Source organism: Amycolatopsis sp. Poz14 (assembly GCF_006704225.1).
Lineage (GTDB): Bacteria > Actinomycetota > Actinomycetes > Mycobacteriales > Pseudonocardiaceae > Amycolatopsis > Amycolatopsis nivea.
In genome coordinates, this window is record NZ_JACLHD010000001.1 from 210,274 (window position 1) to 227,244 (window position 16,971).

The 16,971-nt window shown below is 68.1% G+C and carries 14 protein-coding genes; 5 read left to right on the forward strand and 9 right to left on the reverse strand.

The window, feature by feature from the left end; genetic code table 11:
* Window positions 1-47: 47 nt before the first annotated feature.
* Entirely contained in the window at window positions 48-1,484 is a 1,437-nt protein-coding gene (gndA, locus tag FKO37_RS01135; protein ID WP_043840368.1) for an NADP-dependent phosphogluconate dehydrogenase, read from the forward strand.
* Between the two features lie 54 nt (window positions 1,485-1,538).
* Here the strand turns inward: gndA and FKO37_RS01140 are convergent, their stop codons facing one another.
* The 4 genes from FKO37_RS01140 to FKO37_RS01155 all read right to left on the reverse strand — a co-directional run bounded on the left by FKO37_RS01140 (window position 1,539) and on the right by FKO37_RS01155 (window position 6,004).
* Window positions 1,539-2,261 carry a Clp protease N-terminal domain-containing protein gene (locus tag FKO37_RS01140; RefSeq protein ID WP_238608204.1) on the reverse strand — a complete coding sequence of 241 codons (723 nt, stop codon included), beginning with the start codon at window positions 2,259-2,261 and terminating at the stop codon, window positions 1,539-1,541.
* 187 nt (window positions 2,262-2,448) lie between these two features.
* Window positions 2,449-3,621 (reverse strand): 4-hydroxybenzoate 3-monooxygenase, encoded by a 1,173-nt coding sequence (locus FKO37_RS01145; protein WP_238603496.1) that lies wholly within the window; start codon window positions 3,619-3,621, stop codon window positions 2,449-2,451.
* A 12-nt stretch (window positions 3,622-3,633) separates the two neighbouring features.
* Window positions 3,634-4,857 (reverse strand): NAD(P)/FAD-dependent oxidoreductase, encoded by a 1,224-nt coding sequence (locus tag FKO37_RS01150; protein WP_238603497.1) that lies wholly within the window; start codon window positions 4,855-4,857, stop codon window positions 3,634-3,636.
* A 67-nt stretch (window positions 4,858-4,924) separates the two neighbouring features.
* Window positions 4,925-6,004, reverse strand: a complete 1,080-nt coding sequence (locus FKO37_RS01155) for an erythromycin esterase family protein (RefSeq protein ID WP_238603498.1) — start codon at window positions 6,002-6,004, stop codon at window positions 4,925-4,927.
* Between the two features lie 88 nt (window positions 6,005-6,092).
* On the opposite strand from FKO37_RS01155, the gene FKO37_RS01160 reads away from it, so the two are divergent.
* The gene (locus FKO37_RS01160) at window positions 6,093-6,764 is read left to right on the forward strand and encodes a MerR family transcriptional regulator (protein WP_238603499.1); all 672 of its coding nucleotides are present in this window, start codon (window positions 6,093-6,095) and stop codon (window positions 6,762-6,764) included.
* On the opposite strand, the gene FKO37_RS01165 is transcribed toward FKO37_RS01160, so the two are convergent.
* Window positions 6,765-7,073: an NIPSNAP family protein gene (locus FKO37_RS01165; RefSeq protein WP_037807481.1), complete on the reverse strand. Its 309-nt coding sequence runs from the start codon at window positions 7,071-7,073 to the stop codon at window positions 6,765-6,767.
* Window positions 7,070-8,191 (reverse strand): 5-methyltetrahydropteroyltriglutamate--homocysteine S-methyltransferase, encoded by a 1,122-nt coding sequence (locus FKO37_RS01170; RefSeq protein ID WP_238603500.1) that lies wholly within the window; start codon window positions 8,189-8,191, stop codon window positions 7,070-7,072. Before FKO37_RS01170 ends, FKO37_RS01165 begins: the two co-directional genes overlap by 4 nt.
* 75 nt (window positions 8,192-8,266) lie before the next feature.
* Here FKO37_RS01170 and FKO37_RS01175 point away from each other — a divergent pair, with 75 nt between their 5' ends.
* The gene (locus tag FKO37_RS01175; RefSeq protein WP_037807478.1) at window positions 8,267-9,607 is read left to right on the forward strand and encodes a nucleobase:cation symporter-2 family protein; all 1,341 of its coding nucleotides are present in this window, start codon (window positions 8,267-8,269) and stop codon (window positions 9,605-9,607) included.
* Window positions 9,608-9,617: 10 nt separating this feature from the next.
* Here FKO37_RS01175 and FKO37_RS01180 read toward each other — a convergent pair whose 3' ends face one another.
* Both FKO37_RS01180 and FKO37_RS01185 read right to left on the reverse strand, forming a co-directional pair.
* Window positions 9,618-11,552, reverse strand: a complete 1,935-nt coding sequence (locus FKO37_RS01180; protein WP_238603501.1) for an amino acid transporter — start codon at window positions 11,550-11,552, stop codon at window positions 9,618-9,620.
* A gap of 50 nt (window positions 11,553-11,602) precedes the next feature.
* Window positions 11,603-12,133, reverse strand: a complete 531-nt coding sequence (locus FKO37_RS01185) for a hypothetical protein (RefSeq protein ID WP_238603502.1) — start codon at window positions 12,131-12,133, stop codon at window positions 11,603-11,605.
* A gap of 148 nt (window positions 12,134-12,281) precedes the next feature.
* Between FKO37_RS01185 and FKO37_RS01190 the strand changes: the two genes are divergently transcribed.
* Together FKO37_RS01190 and FKO37_RS01195 are read left to right on the forward strand one after the other, a co-directional pair.
* Entirely contained in the window at window positions 12,282-13,301 is a 1,020-nt protein-coding gene (locus tag FKO37_RS01190) for a rhomboid-like protein (RefSeq protein WP_238603503.1), read from the forward strand.
* A gap of 117 nt (window positions 13,302-13,418) precedes the next feature.
* Window positions 13,419-16,124, forward strand: coding sequence for a bifunctional diguanylate cyclase/phosphodiesterase (locus tag FKO37_RS01195; protein ID WP_238603504.1), 2,706 nt, complete (start codon window positions 13,419-13,421; stop codon window positions 16,122-16,124).
* Here FKO37_RS01195 and FKO37_RS01200 read toward each other — a convergent pair.
* A complete protein-coding gene (locus FKO37_RS01200) occupies window positions 16,118-16,918 on the reverse strand; it encodes an arylamine N-acetyltransferase (protein ID WP_037807467.1) in 801 nt (266 codons plus the stop codon). The genes FKO37_RS01195 and FKO37_RS01200 overlap by 7 nt on opposite strands.
* Between the last annotated feature and the right edge of the window lie 53 nt (window positions 16,919-16,971).

Here is a 16,971-nt window from a genome sequence, read left to right on the forward strand (position 1 = left end):
TTGTGGCTAGGCTCGGAATCCGGCAGAGGTTTTCGGAAAGGTTTCGGATGAGCAAGAAGGCGAGCATCGGGGTTACCGGCCTCGCGGTCATGGGCCGCAACCTGGCGCGGAACCTGGCCCGGCACGGGCACACGGTCGCCCTGCACAACCGCTCCGAGGAGCGCACCCGCTCGCTCGTCGAGCAGTTCGGCGACGAAGGCGACTTCATCCCGGCGTACTCCGCGCAGGAGTTCGTCGACGCGCTGGAGCGGCCGCGGCAGATCGTGATCATGGTGAAGGCGGGCGGCCCGACCGACGCCGTCATCGAGGAGTTCGCGCCGCTGCTGGAGCCGGGCGACGTGATCGTGGACGCGGGCAACGCGCACTTCGCGGACACCCGCCGCCGCGAGCAGGCGCTGCGCGAACGCGGCCTGCACTTCGTCGGCACCGGCGTGTCCGGCGGCGAGGAAGGCGCGCTGCACGGGCCGAGCATCATGCCCGGCGGGTCGAAGGAGTCCTACGAGTCGCTCGGGCCGCTGTTCGAGGACATCTCGGCGAAGGTCGACGGCGAACCGTGCTGCACGCACGTCGGCGCGGACGGGGCCGGGCACTTCGTCAAAATGGTGCACAACGGCATCGAGTACGCCGACATGCAGCTGATCGCCGAGTCGTTCGACCTGCTGCGCGGCGCGGCGGGCTACTCCCCGGCGGAGATCGCCGACGTGTTCGGCACCTGGAACACCGGGCGGCTCGACTCGTACTTGATCGAGATCACCGCCCAGGTGCTCAAGCACGTCGACGGCGCGTCCGGCAAGCCGTTCGTCGACGTGGTCGAGGACGCGGCGGAGCAGAAGGGCACCGGCCGCTGGACCGTGCAGATCGGGCTCGACCTCGGCGTGCCGATCAGCGGCATCGCGGAAGCCGTGTTCGCGCGGTCGCTGTCCGGGTCGACGGGATTGCGCTCGGCCGCACGCGGCCTGGGCGGCCCGAAGCGCACGCCGCTCACTGGGTCGGCGCTGGAGACCTTCGCGGACGACGTCGAGCAGGCGCTGTACGCGTCGAAGGTGGTCGCGTACGCACAGGGCTTCAACCAGATCCAGGCAGGCGCCGCGGAGTACGGCTGGGACATCGACCTGGGCCGCGTCGCGTCGATCTGGCGCGGCGGCTGCATCATCCGGGCGAAGTTCCTGAACGACATCACGTCCGCCTACGCCGCGGAGCCGGGCCTCCCGACGCTGCTCACGTCCGGCGGTTTCCGTGCGGCGGTCGAAAACGCGCAGGACTCGTGGCGCTCGGTCATCTCGACGGCGGTCCGCCTGGGCATCCCGACGCCCGGCTTCTCGACCGCACTGGCGTACTACGACGGCCTCCGCGCGGACCGGCTGCCGGCCGCGCTGGTGCAGGGGCAGCGCGATTTCTTCGGCGCGCACACCTACCGGCGGGTGGACCGTCCCGGTTCGTTCCACACGCTGTGGGCCGGGGACCAGTCTGAGGTCGAAGCCTGATTTTTGGCGCTGCGGAAGGGCTCTCCCCGGTTTTCGGGGAGAGCCCTTCTCTTGTCATTTCTGCATGGTGCTGAGAATTTCCGCGATGAATTCCTTGATCTTCGTTTCGGCCTTTTCCTTGTCGACCCCCAGTGCGGCAAGGACTTCGTAACCCGCGCCCTCGCCCTGTTCCAGCAAGGCAAGGAGAATGTGCTCAGTGCCGATGTAGTTGTGCCCGAGCCGCAGCCCCTCGCGCAGAGTGAGTTCGAGGGTTTTCTTGCCCGCAGCCGCGAACGGCACCTTCTCGGGAGCCCCGTCGACCGGCTCCGGCAGCCTCGCCTCGGCGGCTTCCCTGACCGCATCGAGGGTTATCCCCTGCGCGACAATCGCTCCCGCCGCCAGCGCGTCGGGTTCGGAAAGCAGGCCGAGCAGAAGGTGCACGGTGTCGATCTCGGGGCTCTTGTTGTCGATGGCTGACTGCTGAGCCGCGACGATCACGTGCCGCGCGCGGTCGGTGTAGCGGCCGAACATCCGTTGTATTCCGCCGGCTGAATCGTCGCTCTTCGGAACGAATCTCTTCTGGGCGGCTTGTTTGGTCACGCCCATACTGGCCCCGATGTCGGTCCAAGACGCCCCGCTGCGGCGAGCTTGGTCGACGAAGTGGCCGATGAGGTGGTCAGCGACGTCGCCGAGATGCTGACCGACGTAGACGGCGTCGGTGAGCTGAGCGAGGGCGTCTTTTTCGTTGTTGGCCTTGATGGCGCTGATGAGATCGTCGAGCTTCACGGAGTCGGTCATGGCGTCAACTGTAGGTTGACGATTGGGTTGCGTCAACCTTTGGTTGACCAGGTTGACGAGCCGCAAGACTTGTCGTCGACCGGCCGCGACAGCGCGCAACTCAGGCATGGCCCGCGGCATGCTCACCACATGCTCAGATTCGATCCAAGTGAGCACGTAAGTGAGCAAGTAGCCGTCTGTAGCGCCCTCAGGCGAACGGCAACCCCACGTAGTTCTCCGCCAAACTAGTAGCCGCCGCCCTAGACGAAGCCGTATACCGCAACTGCGACAGCTGCAACTTCCGAGCAAAAGCGTCCGCCCCCGGGTCCACGTGCAGCATCGTCGTCATGAACCACGAGAAGTGCTCCGCCCGCCACACCCTGCGCAGGCAAGTGTCCGAATAGGACTCCGCCAGCGACGAATCCCCTTGCAGCAAAGCCACCAAAGCCCGCGACAGCACCACCACATCCGCGACTGCCAGGTTCATTCCCTTAGCCCCGGTCGGCGGCACGATGTGCGCCGCGTCGCCAGCCAGGAACAATCGGCCGTGGCGCATGGGCTCGGTTACGAAGCTCCGCATCGGGGTGATGCCCTTGTCCAGGATCGGCCCCTCTTGCAGGGTGAACTCCCCATCGACCGCCAGGCGCGTCGACAGTTCCGTCCAGATCCGGTCATCCGACCAAGCCGCCAGATCCTCCCCCGGATCGACCTGAAGGTACAGCCGCGTGACGTCCGGGGAACGCATGCTGTGCAAGGCAAATCCCCGCGGATGATGGGCGTAGATCAGCTCCTCGTGCGACGGCGGCGTCCGCGCCAGCACGCCCAGCCAAGCGAAGGGATACTCCCGCTCAAAAGTAGTCAGCACACCGTCCGGAATGGACGGACGCGACACGCCGTGGAAACCGTCGCAGCCTGCTACGGCGTCGCATTCCAGGGTTTTCAAGGCACCAGAAGAATCCCGGTACTGCACAACGGGGCGCGAGGTGTCCACTGAGGACAGTGAAACCTCGGAAACCTCAAAGTGCAGCGGCAGATCCGCGGCGTCGTGCGCGTCCACGAGGTCCTTCACGATCTCCTGCTGCCCGTACACCGTGATCGCCTTGCCGGTCAGCTCGGTGAGTGCGATGCGGTGATCGGCGCCGTCGAACCGAAGCGAGAAACCCTCGTGCGGCAAGCCTTCCGCGGCCAATCGACCGCCGAGGCCGATCTCGGTGAGCAAGTCGACCGTCGGTTGTTCGCATACCCCAGCGCGCACGCGTTGCCGCACGTACTCGCGGTCGCAGGCTTCGAGCACGACAGCCTCGACACCCGCCTGGTGCAGCAAATACGACAGCAGCAACCCGGCCGGGCCGGCACCGATCACGGCGACCTGCGTGCGCAACGGAACCTCCGATCAAGCCGCGGTGCGCGACTTCAGGTGTGCTTTCAGATCAAACGAACTGGCTTCCAGATCCGCGTACGCCGGATGCGGTTCCGCTGCGAAAAGCCGGCGCGCGGCGATGTGATCCGGCGCGCGGTTGACCGATTCGACGGCGATCAGCACGTCGTCGCGGAAGGACAGCACGGAGAACTTCCCGGCCGACCGATCACCGGTGACCACGGTCCGGTCCGCGGCGTCGAGGATGCCCGCGATCTGCAGTTTCGCGCCGGTCTGGTCGGTCCAGAACCACGGCAGGCTGTCGTAGCGCGCGGGTTCCCCGGCGATCGCCGCGGCCACCGAACGGGCCTGGTCGACGGCGTTCTGCACGGATTCCAACCGGGTCGCGGCACCGGCCTGGACGCACGGGAAGCACGCGCAGTCGCCGATCGCGAAGATCCTCGGGTCCTCGGTGCGCAGGTGCTCGTCCACGACCACGCCGTTGCGCACCTCGAGCCCGGCCGCCTCGGCCAACGTCGTCTCCGGCAGCACGCCGACCGCGACGACCACGAGGTCCGCAGGCAACCGTCGTCCGTCGGACAGCTCAACCGACTCCACGTGGCCGGACCCGTGCAGCGCGGTGACCCCGACGCCCAGCAACAGCGTGTGCCCAGCCGCCCGGTGGTGTTCGGCGAAGAATTCCGATATCTCCGGCGACGCGACCCGCGCCAGCAGCCGGTCCTGCGCCTCCACCACGGTGACCGGACGGCCGGCGTGCGAGGCGAACTCCAGCCCGATGAACCCGCCGCCGATCACCACGACCTCGCCCGCCGCGTCCAGCGAAGCCCGCAGCCGGTCGGCGTCCTCGCGGGTGCGCAGCATCAGCACGCCGTCGAGGTCGGCGCCGGGCACCGGCAGCGCACGGTTGCGCGCGCCGGTGGCCAGCACCAAATGGTCGTAACCCAGCTCTGTACCGTCCTCGAGCCGCACTTTCGCCGCGTCCCGGTCGATCGCGGCGACCCGGCCGCGGACCAGCTCGATGTCCTTCTCGGCGAAGTAGTCCTCCGGCCGCAGCACCAGCTGCTCGACACCCGCGCTGCCCGCCAGGTACGCCTTCGACAGCGGCGGCCGCTGATACGGCACTCCCGGCTCGTCCCCGATCAGAACCACGCGGCCGGCGAACCCCTTGTCCCGCAAGGACGCCGCGGCTTGGAAGCCGCTTTGCCCGCTGCCCACGACGAGAACGGTCTCGGTGCTCATCTCGCTCCTCCCGACATCCCGGGCTCCATCTGAGCACACCTCGGCCAAGATCGTCGAGGAGCAGCGGTCACACCCGGTGCAGGAACGCGATCGCGTCCGCCGCCTCGACCGCGTCGAACGGCAGATACCCGCGTCCGTCGCCGGTCCGCGCGGGCAGATCGGGGTCGATTCCGGCGGTTTCGACCAGTTCACGGTCCTGGACCGTCGCGGCGAGATACGCCTGCAGCGTCCCCGGCGCGGGGGCCTCTACTCCATCTGACGAGCCGAAATCGGTGGCAATGAACACATACCGGGCACCGAGCCGGTGCGCGACCTGCGCGCCCGCGCTCCACCACTGCGCACCCATCATCGAGGCCGCTCGCCGCTGGAGGTGCTGGTTGTGCGCGGAGACGAAGGCGCCCGGCAACGCGAGCAGGTTGTCCGCCATCATCGCGTCGCGCTGCGCCCCGAGCCGACCCATCCGTTCCGGCGAGGTGTCGGCCATCAGCGAGTGGTAGCGGCAGAGCCCGACCGCGGTCCGGGCGAGCAGATCGCCACCGGCGGGCAACGCGGGCCGAGCCCGTTCGAAGTGGCCCGCGAGGTCGTCGGCGATTAACCGCAGCTCACGCGCGCCCGGACTGTCCCCTTTGGACTTCGCGCCGTCCCACATCGCCGCTTCGCTCGCCCAAGCCGCGTCGTCGCCAGCGAGCCGCTCGATGGTCGCGACGTCGTGCGGCACGTCGTCAAGATGCTCGGCCAGGAAGCCATGCAGTTCGGTGAGCACGGCGCGCGGGCTGGGTGCGCTGGCCATCTCCAGGGGAGCGTCGAAGCCGTGGAAGTGCACCTGGTCTTCGGGCGCGCGACCGGCGTTGTGGGCCCGCATCCACTCGACCAGCGCGCGGTTGGAGGGGAACGCTCCGAAACCGTGGCTGAACCCGGTGGCCAGCACCTTGTCGAGGTCGCCCTCGCCGGTGGTCACGTAGCGGTCGACGAGGCGTCCGGCCAGGCAGTCGCTCTCCAGCGCGATCGAGCGGTAGCCGTGTTCGAGGACGAGGTGCTGGAAGATTTCGTTGCGGAACAACGGGAACGCCTCGGTCCAGTGCGTGGGCTCGCCCAGGCCGAGCAGGGTCGGCGAACGGTGGGCGAGGAAGTCGTCGAAGGTCTTCATTGCTTTGACCGTATCGTTGAACTCTCCGTTGGCACTTTTCCGTGAATCACCTGGTTGAATAGCGGGAAACCCTCAAACCGGAGGTGACATGCGTCCGAAGGACCTCGCCCGCGAGCACGGCTTGTCGACCCAGGCCGTCCGCAACTACGAGGAGGACGGCATCCTCCCGCCCGCCGAACGCGGACCGCAGGGCTACCGGACGTACACCGAACACCACGCGCAAGCGTTGCGCACCTTCCTCGCCCTGCGTCCCGGCTTCGGCCACGCCCGCGCGGCAGCGATCCTCCGCGCGGTCAATGAGCGTTCGGAAGACACCGCGTTCCAGCTGATCGACGAGGGTCACGCCGAACTGCTGCGCGACCGCGGCACCCTCACCGAGGTCGAACACGCGCTGCGGAACTTGACCCAGGAGCCGGACGTCCGCGAGACCGTCCCGTCGATCGGCGCGCTCGCGCACCAGCTGTCCGTGCACCCCGCCACGCTGCGCAAATGGGAGGCCGCCGAGATCCTCCAACCGGAGCGCGACCGAGCCGGAAACCGCCGCTACCCACCGGCCGCGGTCCGCGACGCCCGCCTCGCGCATCAACTCCGCCGCGGCGGCTACCCGCTCGCCCGGATCGCCGCGGTACTGGAACAGGTCCGGCACGCGGGCGGGGTCGCGCCGCTGGAAGAAGCCCTGCGTACCTGGCGTTCCCGGCTCAGCGCCCGGGCGCACGCGATGCTGGACGGGGCCGCCCAGTTGTCGCGCTACCTCTCCTGATCACTCCGGCAGCAACGGCCGCATGAACGTCCGCCGGTACCGGATCACGCACCCGCTCTCGTCGCGGATGCGGTCCGCCGCCACGAACTCCGGGTCCACTCCGAACAGTGTCCGGTACCGCTCGTACGCGGCCAGGCTTTCGAAGCTGAACAACGCCCTGGCCTCGTCGCTCGCCCCTTCCGCGGGAAGGAAATACCCGTGGTGCACCCCGCCCTCGCGCTGCACGAGACGCATCCACTCGGCGGCGAACCGTTCGAAGTCCGCGATCTTCTCCGGGTCGATCACGTAGTCGACAACGCAGGTGATCACGGGCGGCCCCAGACCCGCTCCGCCGTCGACACGATCAGCTCCAGCTTCCGCAGCTGCTCGGTGGCGGTTAGGTCGTTTCCCTCCTCCGTGGAGGAAAACCCGCATTGCGGCGACAGGCACAGCTGATCCACGTCCACATACCGCGACGCTTCCTCGATCCGCCGCACCAGCGCGTCCGGGTCTTCCAGCTCCGGCCGTTTGCTGGTCACGAGCCCGAGCACGACCCGTTTTCCCTTCGGCACGAACCGCAACGGCTCGAAACCGCCGGAGCGTTCGTCGTCGTACTCCAGGAAGAAGCCGTCCACCGCCAGCTCGCCGAACAGCGCTTCGGCGACGAACTCGTAGCTCCCGGACGCCACCCGCGACGAGCGGAAATTGCCGCGGCACAGGTGCGTCGTCACGGTCAGGTCGTCCGGTTTCCCGGCGAGCGCGGCGTTGATCGTCGAGATGTTGCGCAGGTGCATGGTGTCCGGGTCGCTGCCCATGCGCGCGACGAGTTCGCGCTGCTTCGGGTCGTTGAGGTACGCGAGACTGGTGTCGTCCAGCTGCAGATACGTGCAGCCCAGCGCGCTCATCGCACGCAACTGCTCCGCGTACGCCGCGCTGAGGTCGGTGAAGAACTCGTCCAACTCCGGGTACACGGTTTCGCTCACCGCCGCCCGGCCGCCGCGGTAATAGACCATGCTCGGCGACGGGATGGTCAGCTTCGGCGTGATGCCCGGGTCGGTGTGCGCCTTCAGGAACTCGAAGTGGTCGGCGAAGATCGGCTCGTCGAGCCGCACCTTGCCGTCGACCTGCAGCCCCGGCGGGCTGAACTCCAGGTCGCCGGCCAGATTGTGGAATTTCACGTGCAGCCGCTCGTCGCTGCGCGAGACGCCGCCGAGCGCGTAGATGAAGTCCATGTGCCAGGAGGACCGGCGGAACTCGCCGTCGGTCGCCGATTCCAGCCCGGCCGCCTTCTGCATCTTGACGACGTCGCGGATCGCGTCGTCCTCGACGGCTCGCAGCTGTTCGGCGGAGATCTCCCCAGCCGCGTGGTCGCGCCGCGCTTCGCGCAGCACCGCCGGCCGCAGCAGGCTCCCTACATGATCGGCACGGAACGGAGGTCGTGCAGTCATGTCTGGCATGGTCACACACAAACCGGCGGTATGTGCAGCGATAATCCGGCGGGACCCACACCGAAGGAGCCGCTCATGACCAACGCCGCGCACCCGGTCGACCGGGGCCTCCCCGCCGGACGGCTGCTTCTGCTCGGACTGCAGCACATGGCGATCATGTACACCGGCTGCATCGCCGTGCCGCTGGTCATCGGCAGTGCGCTGCACCTGGACAACGCGTCGATCGCGCTGCTGGTGAACGCCGACCTGTTCGTCGCCGGACTGGCCACTTTGGTCCAGTCGGTCGGCATCGGGCGGCTGTTCGGCGTGCGCCTGCCGGTCGTCGCGGGCGCGACGTTCACCGTGGTCAACCCGATGATCCTGATCGCCGCGCAGTACGGCCTCACCGCGGTGTACGGCGCGATGATCGCCTCCGGCGTCTTCGGCTTGCTGATCGCCCGGCCGTTCGCAGCGCTGATCCGGTTCTTCCCGCCGCTGGTGTCCGGGACGTTGCTGCTGGTCATCGGCATCTCGCTGCTCGGCCCCGGCACGGCGATGATCGGCGGCCACGACACCGGCGACCCGTCCTACGGCGATCCGGCGAACCTCGGGCTGGCGTTCGGCGTGATCGCGCTGGTGGTGCTGTTCACCCGGGTGCTGCGCGGCTTCCTCGGCCAGATCGGCCCCCTGGTCGCGCTGATCGCCGGCGTCCTGATCGCGATTCCGCTCGGCCGCACGCACTTCTCCGGCGTCGGCGACGCGAGCTGGTTCGGGCTGGCCTCGCCGTTCCACTTCGGAGCGCCGACTTTCCCGGTCGCCGCGGTGGTGTCGATGTGCGTGGTGATGCTGGTGTCGTTCACCGAGACCACCGCGGACCTGATCGCGGTCGGCGAGATCACCGGCCGTCCGGTCACGCCCGCTGACCTGTCGCGCGGCCTGGCCACCGACGGTCTGTCCGCGATCTTCGGCGGTTTTATGAACTCCTTCCCGGACACCGCGTTCGCGCAGAACGTCGGCCTGGTGCAGATGACCGGCGTCCGCAGCCGCTGGGTGGTCGCGACGACCGGCGGCATGCTCGTCGTGATGGGCCTGGTGCCGAAGATCGGCGCGTTCATCGCCGCGATCCCGGAACCGGTCGTCGGCGGCGTCGCGGTGGTGATGTTCGCGATGGTCGGGGTGGTCGGCGTGCAGACCCTCAAGAAGGTCGATTTCTCCGGCAACCACAACGCTTTCGTGGTCTCGGTCGCGCTCGGCGTCGGCTTGCTGCCCGCGTTCGGCCTCGACCGGTTCGGCAACTCGGTGTTCTTCCAGCACTTCCCCGCCTGGCTGCGGACGATCTGCGGCAGCCCGATCACCGTCGCCGCCGTGCTGGCTTTTGTGCTGAACCTGCTGTTCAACCACCTCGGCCGGAAGCGCGAGGAAGACCTGCTGCCGTAATCGAGCCGACTCACCCCACATGCACCAGCGGCCGCCGCTGCGGATCCGGCTCCGCCCTCCGCAACACCTCGCGGGTCACCGGCGGCACGTCCCCGTCCCCGAAAAACAGGTACCGAACCAAAAACTTGAACGGGTTCCCCTCCGTCCAAGCAAAGTAGATATGCGGCTGCACCCCAGTCTCATCCCGCACATACAACAACACCGCCGCGATAGCGTTAGCAATAGACGGACTCTTCATCCGCAAAATCCGATACCCGGCCCGCTTCTCCCCGTGCACCCGCAATGTAGTCTCAAAATCTGAAGCATCCGAAATAGTAACCTCGAGAAAAAACAACGCACTGTCCCGAGGGATGTGGTTGTCCTCCCGGGCCTCCCGCTCCTTCTCCCGGTACTCCTCCTCGTCCCGGGCATCCGGCTCATTGGCAATGATCCGAACCGCCCCGGACCGCACCGCCTTGTCCAAGATCCGCCGCGCAGCGGCGTCGAACTCAACCTTCTCGACCCGCAGTTCCAACGACCGGGTAGCCCGGGAAACCAAGGACGTCACCACGATCGCCCCGATAAAGAACGCAGCGATCTTCACCCCCTCCGGCCGCTCCACGATATTAGCGACCGTCGTGTACAAAAACACCAACGTAATAACAAGATAAGCCCAGAACGCCCGCTGTCGCATCCGCCGAGCAGACAACGAAACCGCAACCGAAGCCGACGAAATCAACACCAGGACTCCAGTGGCGTACGCCCCGCCCTGCGCCTCGACGTCAGCATCGAAGATCAACGTGATCACAAAGGCGATAACCGAAACCACGATCACCAACGGCCGGGTAGCCCGAGCCCAGTCCGGTGCCATCCCGTACCGCGGCAAATACCGAGGCACGATATTCAGCAACCCAGCCATCGCCGAAGCCCCGGCAAACCACAAGATCGCAATAGTGCTGGCATCGTAAACCGTGCCGAAGCCGTCCCCGAGATAGCTGTGCGCCAGGTAAGCCAGCGCCCGTCCGTTGGCCTTGCCCCCAGCCTGAAACTCCCGCTGCGGAATCAGCACCGCGGTAGCGAAGCTGGACGTAATCAAAAACGCACTCATGATCAACGCCGCGGTAACCAGCAACCGCCGGGTGTTCCGGACCCGCCCCACCGGATCCGCCTCCGTGTCCCCGCGAGCGCCTCGGACCAGCGGCATCACCGAAACCCCAGTCTCGAACCCGGACAACCCCAGCGCCAGCTTCGGGAACACCACCAGCGCCACCCCCACCATCAGCCAAGGGTTGGGATGCTCGCTGACCAGCAGATTCTGCCAGTCCACAATCAACTGCGGCGCCCCGAAAACGTGCGCCAACGCGGTAACCACCACCACGACGTTCAACGCGAGATAGACCCCGACGAGCACCACCGCGACGCCGATCGCCTCGGCGAACCCCTTGAGGAACACCGCCCCCAGCAACGCGATGAGCACCAACGTGATCCAGACCTGCCCACCATGCAGCGCAGCCGGAACGAACGGGTTCTCGATAACGTGCGCGGTCGCGTCCGCCGCGGACAGCGTCACGGTGATGACGAAGTCAGTAGCAGCGAACCCAAGCAACGCCAGCACCAGCAGCTTGCCGCCCCACCGGGACAACAGCTTCTCCAGCATCGCGATCGACCCCTGCCCGTGCGGGCTTTCCCGCGCGACCCGGCGGTAAATCGGCAGCGCGCCGGCGAGCGTCAGCACCACCAGCACGACAGTCGCGAGCGGCGACAGCACTCCGGCCGCGAGCGCGGCGATCCCCGGCTGGTATCCGAGCGTGGAGAAGTAGTCGACGCCGGTGAGGCACATGACCTTCCACCACGGCTGTTCGGCCTTTTTGGTCTCCCGTTTGCCACCGGTCATCTGCTGGGCGCGCTTGTGCTCGCCTTCAAGAAGCCAGGCGCGCAGCTTTGTATTCGGCACGCGGCCGATCATGCCGAGTTCCGCCGTGATGCGCGTGGCGCGCTCAGCGGGCGCTCAGGGTTCTAAAGGCAAATGATGTTCAGGACGCACGGCGGCTCATGGCTGCTCGACGAAGCCGGCTGGCTCGAACTCGACGGCGCCGACGTGCTCGTCGACGGCTGAGTCGGCCCAGTCGGACCGGTCGTTTCCGGCCGCTCACTCGACGACGGACGCGCCGGAGCGGAATCAGCCGGGTGCTCGGCAGTGCTGTGCTCGCCGAACGGATTGACGTTCGCCTTGGTCGAAGGCGCGTCCCCCGCGCCGACAGTGCCCTCTTCGGTCTCCTCGCCGGTGGGCGTCGGCGGGTTGGTCTCGTCGACGCCGCCCGCGCCGCCGGTGCGGTCCGGCATCTCGATCACGCGCATCTCGGTGATCCGGGCGGCCCCGTCGTTCGCCGTGGTCCCGTACGAGACGAGCATTGCCGCAGCCCCGCAGCCGACGATCACCGCGAGCATCACCGAAACCATGCGCCACCTGGACCGGGACGGCGGCGGGATCCGTCGTTCGTGTCCTTCGCGCACCAACAGCTCGGCGACCGAAACCTCGTCGTTCACCAGCGAGACCTTTCACCAGGAGTGGCCTATTCCTACCGGATGCGGCCACCGAACGGGTGACAAAGAGAGAAACCTTCTACCCAGAGTGCTCACTCTAGCTGGTGTGAATCACAGCGCATTCACAGCTGCGCTTAGCCAAAATCCCAGCATGCCCAGCCACTCTGGACGCATGTCGCTGCGCGAGCCGGACCCGGCACCCCGCCCGGCACGCAGTGCTGCCGCCACCGGAACTCCCCGGAAGTGGCGCTCCTTGACGTGGCTGCGCGGACGGACGCCCGCCGTCCAGCCGGTCTCCGTCCCGATGGCCGGGAAGCCGGAACCGGGCAACCCGGGCACCGAACCGGCCATCGCAACGGCAGCGGCCCCCACCAGCGCAGGCGGCACCCAGTTGGTCGAGATCATCGACGGGTCCTCGCGACCGACGGCGACGGCCGTGCTGACCAAGAACGACCCGGCCGCCAGCTCGCTCGAACTCGTCCAGCCCGTGCCGAGGCTCCCCTTCCTAGCCGCCGTCCCCGCGAGCTGGCGGCCGAAGCGCGCGTGGCTGAGCCTCGTCCCCAGCCCGCGGGCCACGCCGTTCACCTTCGGCTACCTCGTCCTGCTGCTCGGCACCTCGCTGCTCCTCCGCTTCGGCAGCTCGACGCTCACCGACAAACTCCTCGCGGTCTCCAGCACCGACGCGCACAACATGGCGCGCCACCCCCTCACCGCGCTCCTGACCAGCGCGTTCTGGATCGCCGACGGCGGCTGGCTGCCGTACGCGGTGATCTTCGCGATCGCTGTCGCCCCGTTCGAGCGGCGGTTCGGCGGGCTCCGGACGGCGCTGGTCTTCTTCAGCGGGCACGTGCTCGCCACGATCGCTACCGAACTGCCGGTCATGGCCTTGATCCACACCGACGTCCTGCCGCATTCCGCGGGCCGCTGGCTCGACATCGGGGTCAGCTACGGCTTCCTCACCACCGCCGGCGTGCTTGTCGCGCTGCTGCGCGGGAGGGCTCGGATCGCCGGGATCGTGGCCCTTGAGCTATTCGTTATCGGCGTCTACGTGACCGACGATCCGGCCAGTCTCGCCTCCGTCGTGACGGTCCTCGGACACGCCTGTGCGGCCCACTTCGGCCTGCTCGTGTGGGGTCCGCGACTGCGCAGCGTGCCCCGCATCGCCCGATAGCACCCACCTTCATCGTCCGGACGAGTGACGCAAGCAGCTCCCCGTGCGGATATACACAGGCTTCACTCGGTGGTGTAATCGACGGGCCATACGCCGACAAGGGGGATCGGAAGCACCATGGAGGCTGACGCCCTGGCCGGTGAACCGGGTGGAATCACCCGGCGCGCCCAGCTAGCGGGCCTGCGGCCGGACGCCGGCGCGGGGGTCCTGTTCTCCCTGCACGCCTCCGAACCGGCGACCCTCACCTGGCTGCCCGGCCTCGACGCGGTGCTCGGCCTCCCCGGCGCGACCGGCAAGGAGCTGTGCGACCGGCTCACCGAGCTGCTCCGCCCGCTCACCGCGAACCTCCGCCGCACCCCGCCCGGCCGCGATTTCGAACTCGAGCAGCCGCAGGACGGTCCCGACGGCACCGCGCGCCGCATCCGGCTGCGTGCGCGGACCGTCGGCGAACAGGACCACACGACCGGCCTGCTCGGCGTCGCTTCGGCGGTCGCGGAGACGGTGCCGGAGAAGTCCGACCTCGCGGAGCTGTCCGACCGGTACCAGCTGCTGATGGAGCAGAGCCCGGACGCGATCTGCGTGTACTCCGGCGGCGTCGTCACCTACGCCAACCAGGCGGCGCTCGACCTGTTCGCGGCACGGGCGGCGCACGAGGTCGTCAGCCGCGAGTTCGCGGACTTCGTGGCTGCCGAATCCGCGGACCTGCTGGAGGATCCCAGCGCGGAACCCCGCGAAGCGGTGCTGAAACGGTTGGACGGGAGCAAATTCGTGGCGGAAACCGTTTCGGTGCGCACCAGCGACTCGAACCCGCCGTCGTTCCAGGTGGTGATCCGCGACAGCACCGTCAAACACGCCGCCGCGGCCGCCGTCCGCGCGCAGGAAGCGCTGGTCACACACGTCAGCGACGCCGTCGTCACGATCACCGCCGAGGGCATCGTCACCGGCTGGAATCCGGCCGCCGAGACCGTCTACGGCTGGCCCGCCTCGGAAGCGCTCGGCAGGCGGGTGCACGAGGTGCTCGGCATCGACCCGTCCCCCGCCTCGATCCGCGACGGCGACGTCGAGCAAACCCACCGCTGCCGGGACGGCTCGCCTCGGCAGGTCCGGGTGTCCGCGACCGAGACCGTCGACGGCTTCCTCCTGGTCTGCACGGACGAAACCGCACGTCGCCGCGTCGAACAGCACTACGCGACGGTCGTCGCCGCGCTCGACGAGGGCGTGCTGGTGATCGGCCCGACCGGGCTGATCCAGTCGGCGAACCCGGCCGCCTGCCGCATCCTCGGCGTCCCCGAAGCGGACCTGCTCGGCGTGCCGTGCACGACACTCGTGCTGTTCGACGAGGACGGCAACCGGATCCCCGACGACGAGCTGCCGTCCATGCACACGCGCCGCACCGGGATCACGCACAACGGCCTGGTCGTGCGCCTGCGCCGCCCCGACGGTCGCGACGTGTGGGTGTCGCTGACCTCGCGGTTGCTCGATTCGGACGACCCGAAGGGCGTCTCGGTGGTCACGTCCTTCACCGACATCACCGAACGGCGCGCGATCAGCGCCCGGCTGGCCCACGAGGCGACCCACGACCCGCTCACCCGCCTCGCCAACCGCACCCTGGTGCTGGACCGGCTCGACCGCCGCGACGGCGGCGAGGCGGCCGCCGTGCTGTTCCTCGACCTGGACAAGTTCAAGCTGATCAACGATTCCCTCGGCCACCCGGTCGGCGACCAGGTCCTGCGCATCGCGGGCGAACGGCTGCGCCGGGCCACCGGCCCCGACGACGTCGTCGGCAGGCTGGGCGGCGACGAGTTCGTGGTCGTCACGTCCGCGACGACCGGTCCCGCGCAGGTCGGCGTGTTCGCCGCACACCTGCGTTCGGTGCTGGCGGAACCGGTTTCGGTGCACGGCAGGCAGTTGCATCTGGACGCGAGCATGGGCATCGTGCTCGTGGAACCGGACGACCGCCGCAGCGCGGAGGATCTGCTGCGCGACGCGGATGTCGCGATGTACCAAGCGAAATCCCGCGGCCGCGGCCGGTTCGAATTCTTCGACGTCGCTTTGCGGAGACGCATGCAGCGGCGGTTGCGAATGGAGCAGGACCTCCGCGACGCTGTCCACAGTGGACAGCTATGGCCCGCTTATCAGCCGGTGGTCGACCTGCGCACCGGCGAGATGGTCGGCGTCGAGGCGCTGCTGCGCTGGACCCACCCGAAACACGGCGCGATCTCGCCCGCGGAATTCATCCCGCTGGCCGAGGAAAGCGAACTGATCAACGTGCTGGGCAAGTACGTTCTGCGCGACACCACGCGCGAACTGGCCGCGCTGCGCACCGGCCGGGGCCTCGACCTGAGCCTGAAGGTCAACCTCTCGGTCCGGCAGCTGGACGACCCGCACCTGGTGCCCGCGGTCCGCGATGCCCTTGCCACCACCGGCTTGCCGCCCGGATCGTTGACGCTGGAAGTCACCGAAAGCGCCCTCATGCGCGATACGTCGGCGGCCGCGGAAGTGTTGTCCGCCTTGCGTTCTCTGGGCGTTCTGCTGGCGATCGACGACTTCGGCACTGGCTATTCGTCGCTGGCCCAGCTCCGTCGGCTGACGCTGGACACGCTCAAGATCGACCGCTCGTTCATCACCGGAATCGCTGATTCCCGCGACGCGGCCGCGATCGTCACGAGCATCATCGCGATGGCGCACGCGGTGGATCTGACGGTGGTGGCGGAAGGCGTCGAGACGGCGGAAGAGCTGGCGCTGCTGCGGGAGCTCGGCTGCGACCAGGCCCAGGGTTACCACCTGGGCCGGCCGTTGGCTGCCGCGGAGTTGTTTCAGTAGGTCTCGAGCAGCGCCGCCAGCTCGTCCTCGGTAAGGAAGACGTCGAGGTCCTCCAAAGTCTTGCCGAGATCGACCGGCTCGATCGTGCGCGTCTCGACCGTGCCGTCGGGGTGGCTTTCCTGGTACTCGCGGCCGAGGAGCCTGCGGAACCGTCCCGGTTCGAGCCGCATCACCACGACCCGCCCGGTGAACGGGGACTTCGGGTGCGTGGACGTGTAGTGGTGGAACACCTGGTAGTCGAGCGGTCGGCTGTGCACGAGGGGAAGCACTTCGTGCAGGTCTTCCCACCCGTCGCCGTCCTGCTTCTGGAGCACCCACCAGCCGTCGCGGAGAGTCATCCGATGCGCCCACCCGGCTTGGTCCACTTCGGCCCCGTCGATCAACGGCATCGGCACCAGGATTCCGGCGCCGAACCCGACGTCCACGAGAAACTGTTGCCCCTCAACGGTAATCACGAGCGTCATGTGCGTGTACGGCCCGCTCTTCCGCGGCTGCACCCGCGCGACCGTGCGCTGCACCTGGTAACCCAACTGCTCGGCGACGGCCGCGAACAACCCGGCCTGCTCGTAGCAGTACCCGCCTCGGCGACGTCCGACGAGCTTCTCGCTGACGACGTCCAGCTCGATCCCGCGATGGCGGCCGATCACCACGTCGACGTTCTCGAACGGGATCGCCTCGACGTGCGCCCGCGCCAACCGCCCCAGCGCCGCTACGGACGGTTCCTCCCGCCGCTGTCCGATGCGCGCGAGGTAGGCGTCGACGTCTGCTGCCTCGATGTTCCATTCCCCAGTCATGCGATCAGTGTGCAACCTCCAGCTAGCTCTAGGTCAATAGTTACCCAGGGTCA

Coding starts and splice junctions, on each gene's coding strand:
- FKO37_RS01180 (WP_238603501.1), bottom strand. CDS start 11,552: ATGATCGGCCGCGTGCCGAATACAAAGCTGCGCGCCTGGCTTCTTGAA.
- FKO37_RS01195 (WP_238603504.1), top strand. CDS start 13,419: ATGGAGGCTGACGCCCTGGCCGGTGAACCGGGTGGAATCACCCGGCGC.
- FKO37_RS01200 (WP_037807467.1), bottom strand. CDS start 16,918: ATGACTGGGGAATGGAACATCGAGGCAGCAGACGTCGACGCCTACCTC.
- FKO37_RS01190 (WP_238603503.1), top strand. CDS start 12,282: ATGCCCAGCCACTCTGGACGCATGTCGCTGCGCGAGCCGGACCCGGCA.
- FKO37_RS01140 (WP_238608204.1), bottom strand. CDS start 2,261: ATGACCGACTCCGTGAAGCTCGACGATCTCATCAGCGCCATCAAGGCC.
- FKO37_RS01170 (WP_238603500.1), bottom strand. CDS start 8,191: ATGACTGCACGACCTCCGTTCCGTGCCGATCATGTAGGGAGCCTGCTG.
- FKO37_RS01175 (WP_037807478.1), top strand. CDS start 8,267: ATGACCAACGCCGCGCACCCGGTCGACCGGGGCCTCCCCGCCGGACGG.
- FKO37_RS01160 (WP_238603499.1), top strand. CDS start 6,093: ATGCGTCCGAAGGACCTCGCCCGCGAGCACGGCTTGTCGACCCAGGCC.
- gndA (WP_043840368.1), top strand. CDS start 48: ATGAGCAAGAAGGCGAGCATCGGGGTTACCGGCCTCGCGGTCATGGGC.
- FKO37_RS01150 (WP_238603497.1), bottom strand. CDS start 4,857: ATGAGCACCGAGACCGTTCTCGTCGTGGGCAGCGGGCAAAGCGGCTTC.
- FKO37_RS01155 (WP_238603498.1), bottom strand. CDS start 6,004: ATGAAGACCTTCGACGACTTCCTCGCCCACCGTTCGCCGACCCTGCTC.